The organism is Salmonella sp. SAL00670 (genome assembly GCF_046552235.1).
Lineage (GTDB): Bacteria > Pseudomonadota > Gammaproteobacteria > Enterobacterales > Enterobacteriaceae > Salmonella > Salmonella enterica.
Map to the genome: position 1 here is coordinate 1,235,056 of NZ_JBGDUO010000001.1, position 14,417 is coordinate 1,249,472.

The window sequence follows — 14,417 nt, forward strand, 5'->3', positions numbered from 1 at the left end:
TTTACTCCTTAGCTGCGGCCAGCCAGCGCGATAAACGCTGCGCAAAGGCGGCCTGGCTTTCCAGTAACTCATCACCCGCCACAAGCGGCGTCGGGCGCGCAATAACGATGCAGGGAATGCCCGCATCCAGACAGGGCTGAACTTTTTCCTGATATCCCCCCTCCGCGCCGGACGCTTTGGTAATGACTACGTCGGCCCGGCACTGGTGGTAAAACGCGGCGTTAAAATCAGCGCTGAACGGCCCACACAGTGCGAAAATTTCTCCAACGCCGAACCCCAGTTCGCTGCAGCGTTGAATCACCTCCGCCACGGGCAGTACGCGCGCCAGCAACGTTTTTTCCGCCAGCCCGGCACGCCAGGCGGCCAGATCTTTACTGCCGGTCGTCAGTAACACGCGCGGACCAAAACGCCTCGCTATCTCGCAGGCATCGGCAATACTGCGCGCCGTATAGAGAAGCGGATGCGTCAGATTGCTAAGCTGCTCCGGACGCTGATAACGACTTAACAACACGCCCGCCGTTTCACAGGCGCGAAGGAGGTTATGGCTGACCATTTCTGCATAAGGATGCGACGCATCTATTACCCAGCGAGTACGGTTTTCTTTTAGCCAGGCGACCATCTGCCCGTACTCCAGACGACCACAGCGCACCTGTCCTTTAATGTCGCCAGCCAGCGCTTTTCCGGCTGGCGTCGCCACGGATAAGGTGTACGCGACGTTCGCCGCATCCAGTTGTCGGCATAACGCGCGCGCATCGCTGGTGCCGCCCACCACCAGCACTTCCCCCTCATTCACAGCGTGTAACCTCGCGGCGTTATCATCAGCCCATCCTGAACATAGGTCGTTTTATTACCAACGATGACCAGACTGGTCATATCTACCGGTTCAAAATCCATATCGCCGAGCGTAGTCAGCCATTTTTCCTCTTTCTTACGTCCGGCGGACTTCACCACGCCAACCGGCGTCTGCGCGCTTTTACTGGCGGCAAGCAGGTCAAACGCGCGCGCCAGATGCCCTTCGCGCCCGCGGCTGCGCGGGTTGTAAAAACAGATAACAAAGTCTGCCTCTCCGGCGGCAACGATGCGTTTTTCAATAACCGGCCACGGGGTCAGCAGGTCGCTGAGGCTGATATGGCAGAAGTCGTGCATCAGCGGCGCACCCAGCAGCGAGGCGGCTGCGATACTGGCGGTCATCCCCGGAATAAGGCGAACCTCTACATCCAGCTTCTGCTTGCTCACCAGCTCCAGCACCAGTCCCGCCATGCCGTAAATACCGGCGTCGCCGCTGCTAATCAGCGCCACGTTATGCCCGGCCTGCGCCAGCTCAATCGCCGCCTGGCAGCGTTCAATCTCTTTGCACATCCCGGTTTTGATCACCTGCTTATCGCCGGTAAAGGCTTTCACCAGGTGGGTGTAGGTTTTATAACCGACGACGATTTCCGCCGCCTGAAGCGCCTCAATCGCCTCCATCGTCATCATTGCCTGCGAACCGGGGCCAATACCAATTACGCTCAACATCAGTGTGCAACTCCTAAAGTAATAGTGACGCCCTGTTCTCGCAGGGTCTCGCCTAACAATTGTCCCTGGCTTAATAACCACGCTGCCGGGCCGGATACGCTGCCAACGCCCACCGTTTTTCTGACGAAGCCAGAACCGGGAAAATGGTGTTCGAATTCACGCAACGCTTCGGCGGTAAAGGTTTTAAAAGGCACGCGGCAGCAGGAGGCGAGCTGAATAAGCCCCGGCTCCCCTTTTTTGAGCGTGACGCTGCCAATCGCTTTTAACGCCAGCGGATCGAGTTTCTGCGCTTCAAGCTGACGCGCCAGTAATGTCGCTAACAGGGGAAATGGCGTATCGCGGCGACAGCCAATTCCCGCCACCACACGCTGGGGCACCAGTTTCCAGTGCAGTACGGGAAGCTCAGGGAGGTCATTACGCAAAGAGACGCAGATAAGCGCATCCAGTTCAGGCAATCGCTGCAAATCATCAACAGGGATAAAACCACGAATATCGCACTGGCCGATCTCTTCCGTTAGTTCGGCATCCCACCATAACCCCACCCGTTGATGACTGACCAACATCTGGTTAACGGTTTTTACCGCCGTGCGAAGATCGGACATGCGGGCGTTAAGCTGGAAAGCTAAGGTGTCCAACGCGGACATCTCATTGACATCCGTTGCCGTGGTAATCACCGGATCGGCGCCTAACATTCCTGCCAGGTAGCGCGTCAAGGCATTGGCCCCGCCCGCATGACCGGAAAGCAGGCTAATGACATGCTGACCACGTTCATCAATGACGACCACCGCCGGATCGCTGAACTTGTCGTTCACTAACGGCGCCAGGACACGAACGGCAATGCCGGTCGCGCCGATAAAAATAAGCGCGGTATAAGTGGTAAAAGCCTGCCGGGCGGTATTAGCGAATCCGCCATCGAAGGGAATAAATCCCTCTTCCCGCAGTTTTTCACTGGTAAAGCAGGTTAACGGCAGCATCGCGGAGAGTCTCTTTGCCAGCGCCACGCCGCCGGGCGTCAGGCAAAACAACGCAATGGATTCAGGCTTTACGGTATTCATGGCTAAAGTCCGCTGCATAAAGTCTTGAGTAGTGATACTCCTTACCCAGAAAATTCCCGACCAGAATCAGCGCCGTCTTACGGATGCCAGCATCACGTACTTTGTCGCTAATATCCGCTAACGTGCCGCGAACGGTCTGGCTTTCCGGCCAGGTAGCCTTATAGATGACCGCGACAGGCGTAGCTGCCGGATAACCGCCGGCAATGAGACGTTCCGCCACTCGGTGAATACGCTGAACGGAGAGATAAATCGCCATCGACGTCTGGTGACTGGCGAACGCCTCCAGTTGTTCGCGCGCCGGTACTGGCGTACGCCCTTCCAGACGGGTAATAATGAGACTCTGCGATACCTCCGGTACGGTATATTCCACACCCAGCTCCGCCGCAGCGCCGAGAAACGCGCTGACGCCAGGCACTACCTGCCAGTCGATACCACGGCGGGTTAACTCTTCGCCTTGCTCACGTACGGAGCCGTACAGCGAGACATCGCCCGTTTGCAAACGCACCACCGTTTTTCCCGCTTTCACGCCCGCCGCCATCAGCTCGATAATCTGCTCAAGATGCAGTTCGGCGCTGTCATAACGTTCTGCCTGCGCGGGGCAGTAATCCAGCAGTTCGGTATTGATCAGCGAACCGGCATAGATAACTACCTGCGCCTGTTGCAGCAGGCGGTAGCCTTTAAGCGTGATCAGCTCGCGATCACCCGGCCCGGCGCCGACGAACCATACACAGCGTGGATCAAATGTCTCTGACATGGTTTTCTTCCTTCTGACAGGCGATAACAAAAACAGGATTGTTCGGTTTGAAATAGTGTCCCGCCCCCAGCGGCGTTAACGATGAAAGCTGAAGCTGTACACAGTCCATTCGACATGCGCCGATGTGGGCAAGATGCGCCAGCGCGCTATGAAGGTTTTCCTGCAAGATAAAGGTCATCACCAGACGGCCACCGGGATGCAGATGACCCATCGCCCAGTCAATCAGCGCCGTCAGATGCCCGCCGCTGCCGCCCATAAACACCGCATCGGCTTTCCCGGTTATGGTCATTGGCGCTTCGCCGGGGAGAATATCGATATTGCCGCAGGCAAAGCGCTGACGATTCTCATCAAGCAGCCGTAGCGCGGCAGGATTACGCTCGATAGCCGTCACCTGCAACGAAGGAAATTGCAGCGCCGCTTCAATTGAGACGCTTCCCGTTCCCGCCCCGACGTCAATCAGGTGACTGGCGCGGTGGAGCTCAAGTTTCGACAGTGCCAGCGCCCGTACCGCCTCTTTGGTCATTGGCACGTTCTCGCCGCGCAGAAAAAGCTCATCTTTCATCCAGGATCACCACTGCATTCATTTCATAGTCGGCGTTGACCGCACTGACGGGTAGCCAGTGGATCCGCTCATTTTCCATCGCCAGATTTTCACCAATCACCATTAAGCGATGCCCTTTGCCCCGCGCGACCAGTTCCCGCGCGATTTCTCGCGGCCCGCAGCGGGCATCCGTGACCATCGCCACTTTGCGATGGCTCGCCAACTGATCGAAGCTGACGCAACGACCGTGGCTACTGGTCAACCACATGTCATTCATATCAATTCCAGCCTGTGCGCACAGATACTGTACGGCGCTGATGCCAGGGATAATGCGAACCTGTTCGATACCAAAATGCGCCACCAGGCGTGTACCGATGCCATAAAACAGCGGATCGCCGGAGGCCAGCACCACGATCCCTTTATCCCAGCGGGCGGCAATCCAGGACAACAACGCGCCAATATCCGCGCCCAGCGTAAATCGTTCGCCGCCAAACGCCGGAAACTGCGCCAAATGCCGTTTACCGCCTGCCAGCGCATCGGCGTGGTCTATCGCTTCCAGCGCCGCAGGCGTCATCAAATGCCGTCCAGCGGGCCCCATTCCCACGACCGTTAGCATTGCAGCTCCTTAGCAATCTCGTCGACGGGACGATTACTGCCGAGAATATGGTTATCAAAAGAAAACAGGATGGCGTCGCAGACAGGCGGCGTTTTGGTAAAACGCAGCATCTGCATGACTCGCAAACAAATACGCCTGGCAAGATGGTTATAGATATGCCCGAAGCCATATGCTTCAATGTGCTCCATTGCCGCTTCGGTGGTATCGCAATCGCTGACCAGGGTGAGTAACTCCAGCGGCGCGCCCAGTAAAGCTAAATGCGCGACCAGCGTTTCCATGCGCGCATCGGCAATATGGCTATGGGTATGAAAGATCCCGGCGGCGATTTTGATCAATTTTCCAGGATGACCCACCAGCACTATCTGGCAAAATCCCAGCCGTACCGCCTCTTCAATCATGTAGCCGACAAAATTGCTCATGGTGACGACTGCCTGTGTGTCGACGCCCATTTGTTCGCGAACAAACCGTTCGCCGTGGTTGCCCGGCACGAGTATCACCCGCGTTAATCCTGACGCCCGTTTGATCTCCAGTTCCAGCGATAGCGAGCGTTTCCAGCTTTCCTCCGACATCGGCGTCACAATGCCGGTAGTGCCAATAATGGAAATGCCGCCAAGAATGCCAAGCCGCGAGTTATACGTTTTTTGCGCCCGCGCTTCGCCTTCCGGGGCAAAAATCTCCACATCGGCCCCACGCGCCGGGCCTATCGCTTCGCGCACCGCTGACTCAATGGTATGGCGCGGCGTACGATTGATGGCGGCGCTCCCGAGCGGCAGTCCAATCCCTTTACGCGTTACCGTACCAATACCTTCGCCGCCAGTGAGCGTAATCTCACCGCTGTCGTTGAGCGTAACGCGGGCAAAAATCAGCATTCCGTGCGTGGCATCCACGTCATCGCCGCCATCTTTACGAATTGCGGCTATCGCCTGCTGGCCTTCAATGTGCGGCGACTCCACGTTCAGGCATAGCGTGACGCCCGACGGCGTGACGATGGAGACCTGATGAATCAGATGTTGACGTAATACCATCAGCGCGGCGACTTTTGCCGCCGCCGTCGCGCAGGAACCGGTGGTATATCCTTTACGTAACGCTTTACCGTGGTGCCAGACCGGCGCGTCAAAAGAAAGCTCGCTCATCAGGCCTCCCGGAGGTGATAGAGCAACGCATTGACGATAGCGGCAGCCACGTTACTGCCGCCTTTACGCCCTAACGCGGCAACCGCGGGGAAATGGCTATGGGTGAGTGCCTCTTTGGACTCCGCCGCGCCGACAAAGCCTACCGGTACGCCCACCACGCCGCTCACCGTCACGTTATGTTCAAGCAAACGGAACAGGGCCGTCGGCGCATTACCGAAAACAAAGAGCTTGTTTTTCTCCTCCTCGGCGATAGCGATATCGACGGCGGCCATTGAACGGGTAATCCCCTGCGTTTGTGCGGCGCGCACCACGCGCGGATCGCTGATATAACAGCGACACTCGCCGCCAAACGTCGCCAGTAATCTTTTATTAATGCCGGACAGCGCCATCGTGGTATCGGTATAAATAATGCACGGATGGCGTAACGCATCACAAAGCTGCTCCAGCGCATCGGCAGAGAACCACAAAATGTCCAGCCAGTCGAAATCGGCGGTGGTATGAATAACCCGCTTGATAATGGCCTCATGGAGCGGACTGGCGAAACGGTAATCAGGACGCGTTTCGCGAATAATGTCGCTAATAATGGTGAAACTGTTGGCCTCAATGGTTTGGGGCTGCTGGATATAATGCATACTGTCGTCCTCAGGCCACGCCAGATAACCCGCACCGCGCCGCAATAAACAGCGCCAGCGCCAGGGTTGAAGCGACCCACATCAATCGAATCGTTCGGGAAATATCGTCCACGGAAATATCGCGCTGCGCGTCGCCTATCCAGGGCTTGTCCACACGCTCGCCAAAGTAGTTATTTGGGCCGCCGAGCTGGATACCTAAGGCGCCGGCCACACACGCTTCCGACCAGGCGCAATTTGGGCTACTGTGGTTATAACGGTCACGCCAGCCAATACGCAGCGCACGCCAACCACTCAGGCGACACAGTCCTGCCGCAATGCCCAGCAACAGCCAGCTCAGTCGGGCAGGAAGATAGTTCGCTACGTCGTCCATACGGGCGCTGACCATACCAATCGCCCGGTATTTTTCATGTTTGTAGCCCACCATTGAATCCAGGGTATTGACGGCTTTGTAGGCCATCGCCAGCGGCGCGCCGCCGAGAAAGAGGAAAAAGAGCGGCGCGATAATGCCGTCAACGGTGTTTTCTGCAACCGTTTCCACCACGGCGCGATTGATCTGCGCTGGCTGAAGTTGCGACGTATCGCGCCCGACGATCCAGGAGAGTTTTATTCGGCTTTCCGCAAGGTCGTTCTCCCGCAACGGTCGTTCAACCTCCTGTGCGGCGCGGGCCAGAGAGCGTCCGGCCAGCGTGGTAAAGATCATCCAGACTTCGACGCTCCAGCCAAACCAGGGGTGAATCCGCTGCGCCAGCGCCAGTACGCCCCATGCCACGCCCCAGGTCGCCCCGACAACCACAACCCACATTACGCCGCCGCCAATCCGCAGCGCTTTATCGCCGGGACAATAGCGACGCACAATACGCTGCACAAACGTGATTAAACGGCCTATCCAGCGTACCGGATGGGGCCAGTGTTGAGGGTCGCCGATGATAAAATCCAGCACCCAGGCGATACACCAGGCAAGGATCGTCATAATACGCGCCTCGCCGCCGCCAGCCAGTGCTGCAACATTTCCAGACGCTGGGCGAAATGGACGTGCAGATAGCTGGCAAACGTGTTGCCTGTCTGCCAGCCGCCAGCCCATTCCTGTAACACGCGGCCATCGCGAACCTTACGACAGGCCATAACGGCGGGTGTTTCGGGGATAAAATCTGAGTAGTGAAATTCATGGCCGCGCACTATCTCGCCAGGCACCGCCAATAGCGTTGGCTGCATAGCCTGCGCCTCACAATAACCAAAGCGGGTAAGTCGCTTACCCATTTTGCTGTGACCGGGGATAATATTCGCCATCTGATGAATTTCCCCACCGCTATCCTCCAGAGTGCTCCCCAGATACATCAGACCGCCACACTCCGCGTAAATCGCCACGCCGCGCTGATGCGCCGCCCGCAAATGTTTTAACATCGCCGTATTTGCCGCCAGATCCGCGGCGTATAATTCAGGATATCCACCGCCCAGCCAGATCATCTGACAATCAGGCAATGCGCGGTCATGCAGTGGGCTAAAACGCACAATGTTAACGCCGGCACGCTCCAGCAAATCGATGTTATCGGGATAATAAAAGTTAAAGGCCTCATCATCCGCCAGAGCAAGCGTCAGCCCTGCCCCCGCTGTGTTATCGGGGCGCTCAGGCCACATTCCCGCCGGAAGCGCTGATAACACGCTCAGCGAGAGTAGCGCATCCACATCCACTGTTTGTTCCAGCGAGGCGGCAAAATCATGCCATGATTGCTGATTGACGAGGGATTCTCTGGCGGTAATCAACCCCAGGTGGCGTTCAGGTAATGCGACGCCGTCGCAAGGAGGGACATACCCCAGTACCGGCAGTGAGCAATAATGTTCAATGGCATTTTTGAGGAGCTGATAGTGGGCGTCGCTAGTGACGCGATTCACAATCACGCCCGCGAGGTTGAGGGTCAGGTCGAAGTGCTGAAATCCCATAACGGTAGCCGCAAGCGACGTTGAAACAGCCTTGCCGTCCACCAGTAGGATGACCGGGCAACCAAGCTGTTTGGCCATCGCGGCTGTGCTGCAGTAATTGGGGTCGACGCCATAGCCGTCATACAGCCCCATGACGCCTTCAATGACAGCGATATCCGCCTGCCGCATTTGTTCGCAAAATAAGGCGTTGAGAACAGGAGGAGGAAGAATGAAACTGTCAAGATTACGGGACGCCACGCCACAGATAGCGGTATGCCAGCCGGTATCAAGGTAATCTGGCCCAACTTTAAACGGCTGTACGCGCAGCGCGCGTTTTTGCAGCAGCCTCAACAAACCAAGCGTCACCGTGGTTTTGCCGCAACCGCTTCCTGTGCCTGCAAGAATAAATGCGTGATGCCTTGCCGCCATTACCCTGATCCTGTTCAGGGTGGTAGGGGTATACAGGTACGCGCATGTTCAGTCTTTCGACTGTACGCGTCTTCGCAACCCACTTCCCACCGAAGTTGTTGGTTATCACCGACAGGCAGGTCTTCTGGCTTAGCGTCCTCCTCGCCCGTCCTTCCCAATCTTGCGATCAGTGGTCTTTACGGGGTCGTCAGCATCACAGCAGCGGGGGCTGCGGGGGATTTTCACCCCCTTCCCTACCACAAATGTGGCAAACCTGTTGGTTTACGTTATGGCTGTACGGCACACCCATAACGACAATTAATAATGTGCTACGTTTTACATTTCTGTGAGCAATAGCCTGAGCGGTTGCTCGTCTGACGTTAATCTACTCATCCTTACCGGTATATTGACGATAAAACGTATCGACAAAGCGTAATAAAACTTATCTTTCCTGACACTGTACTTCATCACAAAAATAAAAACTGGTGCAGTTTATGCCCTAAATTTTATTATTTTGTTGCGCTATGACAATTTATTGTTACACCAGATAAATTTTCTTTCTGAAATGATTAAGATACAAAAGACTATCAAAAATCGGCAATAGCAAAATATTGCTATTCATAACGATGGAGGATGAGAATTCTCATTTATCTGCTGGCGATAAGCCTGCGGCGTAACCTGATAGGTCTGGCGGAAGACTTTGCAAAAATAGCTGGTTTGCGAAAAGCCTAAATTACGCGCAATACTGGCAATACTCCAGTCACTATGGCAAAGCAATTCTCTGGCGCTAACCATTCTCTGGCGGTTTACCCACGCATTAAATCCGATTCCCTGATATTTCTTGAATAGCTTACTGAAGTAATAGGGGCTGAGATAGACATGTGAGGCGACATCCTCAAGACGAAGATCGTCGGACAAATGCGCATCAATATAGCGAAGCGCTTTTTTCATTTTACTGTCATGCGGAGTGGGACCACGAGTGGTTTTATTTGCCTCCGATTGCTGCGGATTGTCTTTGATAACCACGAAATTGAGCTGTTTTTTCAGGCAATTCTCAACTATCAGTTTAAGAAGATCGGCGGAAGCGATAACGCGTGAATAGTCCATCTCTGGCACATTCCGAAATTCATTCAAGAGCTCAGGGTCAGCCTGCCAGCGATCGTCAACATTAAGAATGTTTACCAGCTCCACGTCATTACTTAAACGAACCTGCCCGCATAAAACAAAGCCAACTAAATGCCCTGCGATTACCAGCGGAATAGAAAAATCCGTTAGACCGGCATGACAACGATAAATACAGGGTTGATCGGACTTCGATGCCTCCAGTCCCCCGCAGCGATCGCTCATACGACAACGTGTACTATGCTGGGGATGCTGCCGCATCAACTGACAAAACGGCGTGAAATTGAATAGCTCAGATATTTCATCACCATGAATATTGACAACCACAACCGCCAGACCGGTGGCTTGTGCAAAATCCTGTGCGATTTTATTAATGAGTTCTGAGTTCAGAGCGCTCGCAGAAATCATGATAAAACCCCTCAGTTAATTTATTGTTATAAACAAAACACATTATTTACATTCACTTTTTATTAGCATTATCCTGGCCCTGATAAAAAGTACAATGACAATATCAAAAGTCTCCCATTGCTGGGAGACGTTTTGATCAGTTCGTGAAAGCAGATCACGAAATTATCTCACCTGTTTTTACGATACATCATTGCTGTGAATCTGGTTCGCATTTCCTTACAGTTCACAGCGGTTACAAGGTAAATTCTTACCAATAAAATAGCGATATATGGCTGCTCCGGCACAGGCGCCGATAACAGGCGCGACAATCGGCACGATAAAATAAGGGATCTCTCGCCCACCGCTCATCGCCATGTTCCCCCACCCCGCTAACCATGTGAACAGTTTGGGACCGAAATCACGCGCCGGGTTCATTGCAAAACCGGTAAGGGGTCCAGTAGACGCGCCGATAACGGCAACCAGTATCCCAATAAGCAAAGGCGCAAGCGGCCCTTTAGGAATGCCATTGCCATCATCCGTCAATGCCATGATCATGCCCATCAGAATCGACGTAATGACCACTTCCACCAACGCAGCCTGCCATACATTTAGCGCTGCGGCCGGATAGGTACTGAAAATGCTGGCTAATTGCAAACTTTCGACGCTACCGCGCACCATATGATGCGCAGTCTCAAATTCAGTAAAAAGGCTACTATAAAGCACATACGCCAGCAGAGCGCCGCCAAAAGCGCCGGCAAACTGGGCAATAATATAAGGCAATACTTTCTGTTTGGGGAAGCAGGCAAACAGCCACAGCGCAATCGTCACCGCAGGGTTAAGATGTCCGCCGGAGATTCCGGCAGTAAGGTAAACGGCCAGTGAAATTCCAAGCCCCCAAATAATGCAAATCTCCCATAATCCGAGGCTGGCGCCTGCGACTTTGAGCGCGCTCAAACAACCGATACCAAAAAACAAAAAGAGTCCGGTGCCTAAAAATTCCGCACCACATTGCGCCTTTAGAGAATCATTCATGTGACACCTTCTGAGCAAAGTTCGTGTCCTGGCCAGCGCAAGTTTCGGCTGGCGGTAGAGTACAGCTAACCTCACTATAAAAAGTGCCGCCTGTAAATTGTTGGCAACCTGCGAACCTGTCTCCCGGAAAAATCGTGTTGCGATAGCAAAATTTTGCTTTTCCGATATTTTTAGCAGCCCATCATACGGGAGATTCGAGCTATAAAATACGCCTGTGAAAATAATAAAATATTGCACAAGCCAACTTATCAATTTCGAATAAGCATCACATTTTGCGTCTTTCGCCATATCAAATAAAAATACTCTCGTCACTAACAAAAATGTAAAAATGAAATAATAAAAACAAAATAATCATATAGACAATAATAAATTAAATGTAATTTATCAATAAGTTATAAAAGCAAAAGACAATTTAGTCATATTGCTTTCCCATTATTTTCTGATGCTCAACAGCAAGTCAGCCATTCTTTTTCCTCGCATCTTCTTATAGTCCCAACTATCGGAACACTCCATGCGAGGTCTTTATGCAACAAGAAGCACTAGGAATGGTAGAAACCAAAGGCTTAACCGCAGCCATAGAGGCCGCTGATGCAATGGTTAAGTCAGCCAATGTGATGTTAGTGGGCTATGAAAAGATTGGCTCCGGGCTGGTAACCGTCATCGTGCGCGGCGATGTTGGCGCGGTCAAAGCGGCCACCGATGCAGGTGCCGCAGCCGCACGCAACGTGGGTGAAGTGAAAGCCGTACACGTCATCCCACGCCCTCATACCGATGTAGAAAAAATCTTACCGAAGGGAATTAGCCAATGAGCAGCAATGAGCTGGTGGAACAGATCATGGCGCAGGTGATTGCCCGTGTGGCAACGCCGGAACAACAGGCCATCCCTGGTCAACCCCAACCTATACGAGAGACGGCTATGGCAGAAAAAAGCTGCAGTTTAACGGAATTTGTCGGGACCGCCATTGGCGATACCCTGGGCCTGGTTATCGCCAACGTCGATACCGCCCTGCTGGACGCGATGAAGCTTGAGAAGCGCTATCGTTCCATCGGCATTCTCGGCGCCCGCACCGGCGCAGGCCCGCACATTATGGCGGCGGACGAAGCGGTGAAAGCCACCAATACCGAAGTGGTCAGCATTGAGCTGCCGCGCGATACCAAAGGCGGAGCGGGCCACGGTTCGCTGATTATTTTAGGCGGTAACGACGTGTCCGACGTCAAGCGCGGTATCGAAGTCGCGCTGAAAGAGCTGGACCGCACCTTCGGTGATGTTTACGGCAACGAAGCCGGACATATCGAGCTGCAGTACACCGCTCGCGCCAGCTATGCGCTGGAAAAAGCGTTCGGCGCGCCGATTGGCCGCGCCTGCGGCATTATCGTCGGCGCTCCGGCTTCCGTCGGCGTACTGATGGCCGATACCGCGCTGAAGTCAGCCAACGTTGAAGTCGTGGCGTACAGCTCTCCGGCGCACGGCACCAGCTTTAGTAACGAAGCTATTCTGGTGATTTCCGGCGACTCCGGCGCGGTCCGTCAGGCGGTGACCTCCGCCCGCGAAATCGGCAAAACCGTCCTTGCGACCCTCGGTTCTGAACCGAAAAACGATCGCCCGTCCTACATCTGATACCCACGAGGCTGATTCATGAGATCGAAAAGATTTGAAGCACTGGCGAAACGCCCTGTGAATCAGGACGGCTTTGTTAAGGAGTGGATCGAAGAAGGCTTTATCGCGATGGAAAGCCCGAACGACCCAAAACCGTCGATAAAAATCGTTAACGGCGCGGTAACCGAGCTGGACGGAAAACCGGTTAGCGAATTCGACCTGATCGACCACTTTATCGCCCGCTACGGCATCAACCTGAACCGCGCCGAAGAAGTGATGGCGATGGATTCGATCAAGCTGGCTAACATGCTCTGCGATCCGAACGTCAAGCGCAGCGAAATCGTCCCGCTAACCACCGCGATGACCCCGGCGAAAATTGTTGAAGTGGTTTCGCATATGAACGTGGTTGAGATGATGATGGCGATGCAGAAAATGCGCGCCCGCCGCACGCCATCTCAGCAGGCGCACGTCACCAACGTTAAAGACAACCCGGTGCAAATTGCCGCCGACGCCGCCGAAGGCGCATGGCGCGGGTTTGACGAACAAGAAACCACGGTTGCGGTAGCACGCTACGCGCCGTTCAACGCCATCGCGCTGTTGGTCGGCTCTCAGGTTGGTCGTCCGGGCGTACTGACGCAGTGCTCACTGGAAGAAGCCACCGAGCTGAAGCTCGGCATGCTGGGCCACACCTGCTACGCCGAAACCATCTCCGTTTACGGCACCGAGCCGGTCTTCACCGACGGTGACGATACACCATGGTCGAAGGGCTTCTTAGCCTCTTCCTACGCCTCTCGCGGCCTGAAAATGCGCTTCACCTCCGGCTCCGGCTCCGAAGTGCAGATGGGCTACGCCGAAGGCAAATCCATGCTGTATCTGGAAGCGCGCTGCATCTATATCACCAAAGCCGCGGGCGTTCAGGGGCTGCAAAACGGCTCCGTAAGCTGTATCGGCGTACCGTCTGCCGTGCCGTCAGGTATTCGTGCCGTGCTGGCGGAAAACCTGATCTGCTCGTCACTGGATCTGGAATGCGCCTCCAGTAACGACCAGACCTTCACCCACTCCGATATGCGTCGTACCGCGCGCCTGCTGATGCAGTTCCTGCCGGGTACCGACTTTATCTCCTCCGGTTATTCCGCGGTGCCGAACTACGACAACATGTTCGCCGGTTCCAACGAAGATGCGGAAGACTTTGACGACTACAACGTTATCCAGCGTGACCTGAAAGTGGACGGCGGTCTGCGCCCGGTTCGTGAAGAGGACGTTATCGCCATCCGTAACAAAGCCGCCCGCGCGCTGCAGGCCGTGTTTGCCGGAATGGGACTACCGCCGATTACCGATGAAGAAGTTGAAGCCGCGACCTATGCCCACGGTTCGAAAGATATGCCGGAGCGTAACATCGTCGAAGACATCAAGTTCGCCCAGGAAATCATCAATAAAAACCGCAACGGTCTGGAAGTCGTTAAAGCGCTGGCGCAGGGCGGGTTTACCGACGTGGCCCAGGACATGCTCAACATCCAGAAAGCCAAGCTAACCGGCGACTATTTGCACACCTCCGCCATTATCGTCGGCGACGGACAAGTGCTCTCTGCGGTTAATGACGTCAATGACTATGCCGGTCCGGCAACAGGTTATCGCCTGCAGGGAGAACGCTGGGAAGAGATTAAAAACATCCCTGGCGCTCTTGATCCCAACGAGATTGATTAAGGGG

General features: G+C 54.5%; 15 protein-coding genes and 1 riboswitch. Of the genes, 3 read left to right on the plus strand and 12 right to left on the minus strand.

The window, feature by feature from the left end; genetic code table 11:
• Position 1: 1 nt before the first annotated feature.
• From ACLJRS_RS06305 to pduF, 12 genes are all read right to left on the minus strand, one after another.
• Positions 2 to 793, minus strand: coding sequence for a cobalt-precorrin-6A reductase (locus tag ACLJRS_RS06305; protein ID WP_001001981.1), 792 nt, complete (start codon positions 791 to 793; stop codon positions 2 to 4).
• Complete coding sequence (locus tag ACLJRS_RS06310; RefSeq protein ID WP_000953643.1) at positions 790 to 1,515, minus strand: precorrin-3B C(17)-methyltransferase; 726 nt, start codon at positions 1,513 to 1,515, stop codon at positions 790 to 792. The genes ACLJRS_RS06305 and ACLJRS_RS06310 overlap by 4 nt, the downstream gene beginning before the upstream one ends.
• On the minus strand, positions 1,515 to 2,570 hold the full coding sequence (gene cbiG / locus ACLJRS_RS06315; RefSeq protein ID WP_001098927.1) for a cobalt-precorrin 5A hydrolase: 1,056 nt from the start codon (positions 2,568 to 2,570) through the stop codon (positions 1,515 to 1,517). The genes ACLJRS_RS06310 and cbiG overlap by 1 nt, the downstream gene beginning before the upstream one ends.
• Entirely contained in the window at positions 2,551 to 3,324 is a 774-nt protein-coding gene (locus tag ACLJRS_RS06320; protein WP_000004867.1) for a cobalt-precorrin-4 methyltransferase, read from the minus strand. Before ACLJRS_RS06320 ends, cbiG begins: the two co-directional genes overlap by 20 nt.
• Positions 3,308 to 3,886: a decarboxylating cobalt-precorrin-6B (C(15))-methyltransferase gene (locus tag ACLJRS_RS06325; RefSeq protein WP_000650985.1), complete on the minus strand. Its 579-nt coding sequence runs from the start codon at positions 3,884 to 3,886 to the stop codon at positions 3,308 to 3,310. Before ACLJRS_RS06325 ends, ACLJRS_RS06320 begins: the two co-directional genes overlap by 17 nt.
• Positions 3,876 to 4,481, minus strand: coding sequence for a cobalt-precorrin-7 (C(5))-methyltransferase (locus ACLJRS_RS06330; RefSeq protein ID WP_000958839.1), 606 nt, complete (start codon positions 4,479 to 4,481; stop codon positions 3,876 to 3,878). Before ACLJRS_RS06330 ends, ACLJRS_RS06325 begins: the two co-directional genes overlap by 11 nt.
• Positions 4,475 to 5,614, minus strand: coding sequence for a cobalt-precorrin-5B (C(1))-methyltransferase CbiD (cbiD, locus tag ACLJRS_RS06335; RefSeq protein WP_001292908.1), 1,140 nt, complete (start codon positions 5,612 to 5,614; stop codon positions 4,475 to 4,477). The genes ACLJRS_RS06330 and cbiD overlap by 7 nt, the downstream gene beginning before the upstream one ends.
• Entirely contained in the window at positions 5,614 to 6,246 is a 633-nt protein-coding gene (locus ACLJRS_RS06340) for a cobalt-precorrin-8 methylmutase (RefSeq protein ID WP_000558988.1), read from the minus strand. Before ACLJRS_RS06340 ends, cbiD begins: the two co-directional genes overlap by 1 nt.
• Before the next feature lie 10 nt (positions 6,247 to 6,256).
• A complete protein-coding gene (gene cbiB / locus ACLJRS_RS06345) occupies positions 6,257 to 7,216 on the minus strand; it encodes an adenosylcobinamide-phosphate synthase CbiB (protein WP_000153654.1) in 960 nt (319 codons plus the stop codon).
• Entirely contained in the window at positions 7,213 to 8,592 is a 1,380-nt protein-coding gene (locus ACLJRS_RS06350) for a cobyrinate a,c-diamide synthase (RefSeq protein ID WP_000741243.1), read from the minus strand. The genes cbiB and ACLJRS_RS06350 overlap by 4 nt, the downstream gene beginning before the upstream one ends.
• Before the next feature lie 96 nt (positions 8,593 to 8,688).
• Positions 8,689 to 8,864: riboswitch (cobalamin riboswitch) on the minus strand.
• A gap of 325 nt (positions 8,865 to 9,189) precedes the next feature.
• Positions 9,190 to 10,101 carry a transcriptional regulator PocR gene (gene pocR / locus ACLJRS_RS06355; RefSeq protein WP_000622326.1) on the minus strand — a complete coding sequence of 304 codons (912 nt, stop codon included), beginning with the start codon at positions 10,099 to 10,101 and terminating at the stop codon, positions 9,190 to 9,192.
• A gap of 216 nt (positions 10,102 to 10,317) precedes the next feature.
• Entirely contained in the window at positions 10,318 to 11,112 is a 795-nt protein-coding gene (gene pduF, locus ACLJRS_RS06360; RefSeq protein WP_001000023.1) for a propanediol diffusion facilitator PduF, read from the minus strand.
• Positions 11,113 to 11,636: 524 nt separating this feature from the next.
• On the opposite strand from pduF, the gene pduA reads away from it, so the two are divergent.
• Genes pduA through pduC form a run of 3 tightly spaced genes read left to right on the plus strand, consistent with a single transcriptional unit; the run spans position 11,637 to position 14,413 of the window.
• Entirely contained in the window at positions 11,637 to 11,921 is a 285-nt protein-coding gene (pduA, locus tag ACLJRS_RS06365; RefSeq protein WP_001183618.1) for a propanediol utilization microcompartment protein PduA, read from the plus strand.
• Positions 11,918 to 12,730: a propanediol utilization microcompartment protein PduB gene (gene pduB, locus ACLJRS_RS06370; protein WP_000097497.1), complete on the plus strand. Its 813-nt coding sequence runs from the start codon at positions 11,918 to 11,920 to the stop codon at positions 12,728 to 12,730. The genes pduA and pduB overlap by 4 nt, the downstream gene beginning before the upstream one ends.
• An 18-nt stretch (positions 12,731 to 12,748) precedes the next feature.
• Entirely contained in the window at positions 12,749 to 14,413 is a 1,665-nt protein-coding gene (gene pduC / locus ACLJRS_RS06375; protein WP_001256886.1) for a propanediol dehydratase large subunit PduC, read from the plus strand.
• Positions 14,414 to 14,417: the final 4 nt, after the last annotated feature.

Bases quoted from the DNA above. Each gene is read 5' to 3' on its own strand.
- ACLJRS_RS06350 (WP_000741243.1), bottom strand. From the start codon at position 8,592: ATGGCGGCAAGGCATCACGCATTTATTCTTGCAGGCACAGGAAGCGGT.
- pduB (WP_000097497.1), top strand. From the start codon at position 11,918: ATGAGCAGCAATGAGCTGGTGGAACAGATCATGGCGCAGGTGATTGCC.
- ACLJRS_RS06320 (WP_000004867.1), bottom strand. From the start codon at position 3,324: ATGTCAGAGACATTTGATCCACGCTGTGTATGGTTCGTCGGCGCCGGG.
- cbiG (WP_001098927.1), bottom strand. From the start codon at position 2,570: ATGAATACCGTAAAGCCTGAATCCATTGCGTTGTTTTGCCTGACGCCC.
- pduA (WP_001183618.1), top strand. From the start codon at position 11,637: ATGCAACAAGAAGCACTAGGAATGGTAGAAACCAAAGGCTTAACCGCA.
- pocR (WP_000622326.1), bottom strand. From the start codon at position 10,101: ATGATTTCTGCGAGCGCTCTGAACTCAGAACTCATTAATAAAATCGCA.
- cbiD (WP_001292908.1), bottom strand. From the start codon at position 5,614: ATGAGCGAGCTTTCTTTTGACGCGCCGGTCTGGCACCACGGTAAAGCG.
- ACLJRS_RS06310 (WP_000953643.1), bottom strand. From the start codon at position 1,515: ATGTTGAGCGTAATTGGTATTGGCCCCGGTTCGCAGGCAATGATGACG.
- ACLJRS_RS06330 (WP_000958839.1), bottom strand. From the start codon at position 4,481: ATGCTAACGGTCGTGGGAATGGGGCCCGCTGGACGGCATTTGATGACG.
- cbiB (WP_000153654.1), bottom strand. From the start codon at position 7,216: ATGACGATCCTTGCCTGGTGTATCGCCTGGGTGCTGGATTTTATCATC.
- ACLJRS_RS06340 (WP_000558988.1), bottom strand. From the start codon at position 6,246: ATGCATTATATCCAGCAGCCCCAAACCATTGAGGCCAACAGTTTCACC.
- ACLJRS_RS06325 (WP_000650985.1), bottom strand. From the start codon at position 3,886: ATGAAAGATGAGCTTTTTCTGCGCGGCGAGAACGTGCCAATGACCAAA.
- pduF (WP_001000023.1), bottom strand. From the start codon at position 11,112: ATGAATGATTCTCTAAAGGCGCAATGTGGTGCGGAATTTTTAGGCACC.
- pduC (WP_001256886.1), top strand. From the start codon at position 12,749: ATGAGATCGAAAAGATTTGAAGCACTGGCGAAACGCCCTGTGAATCAG.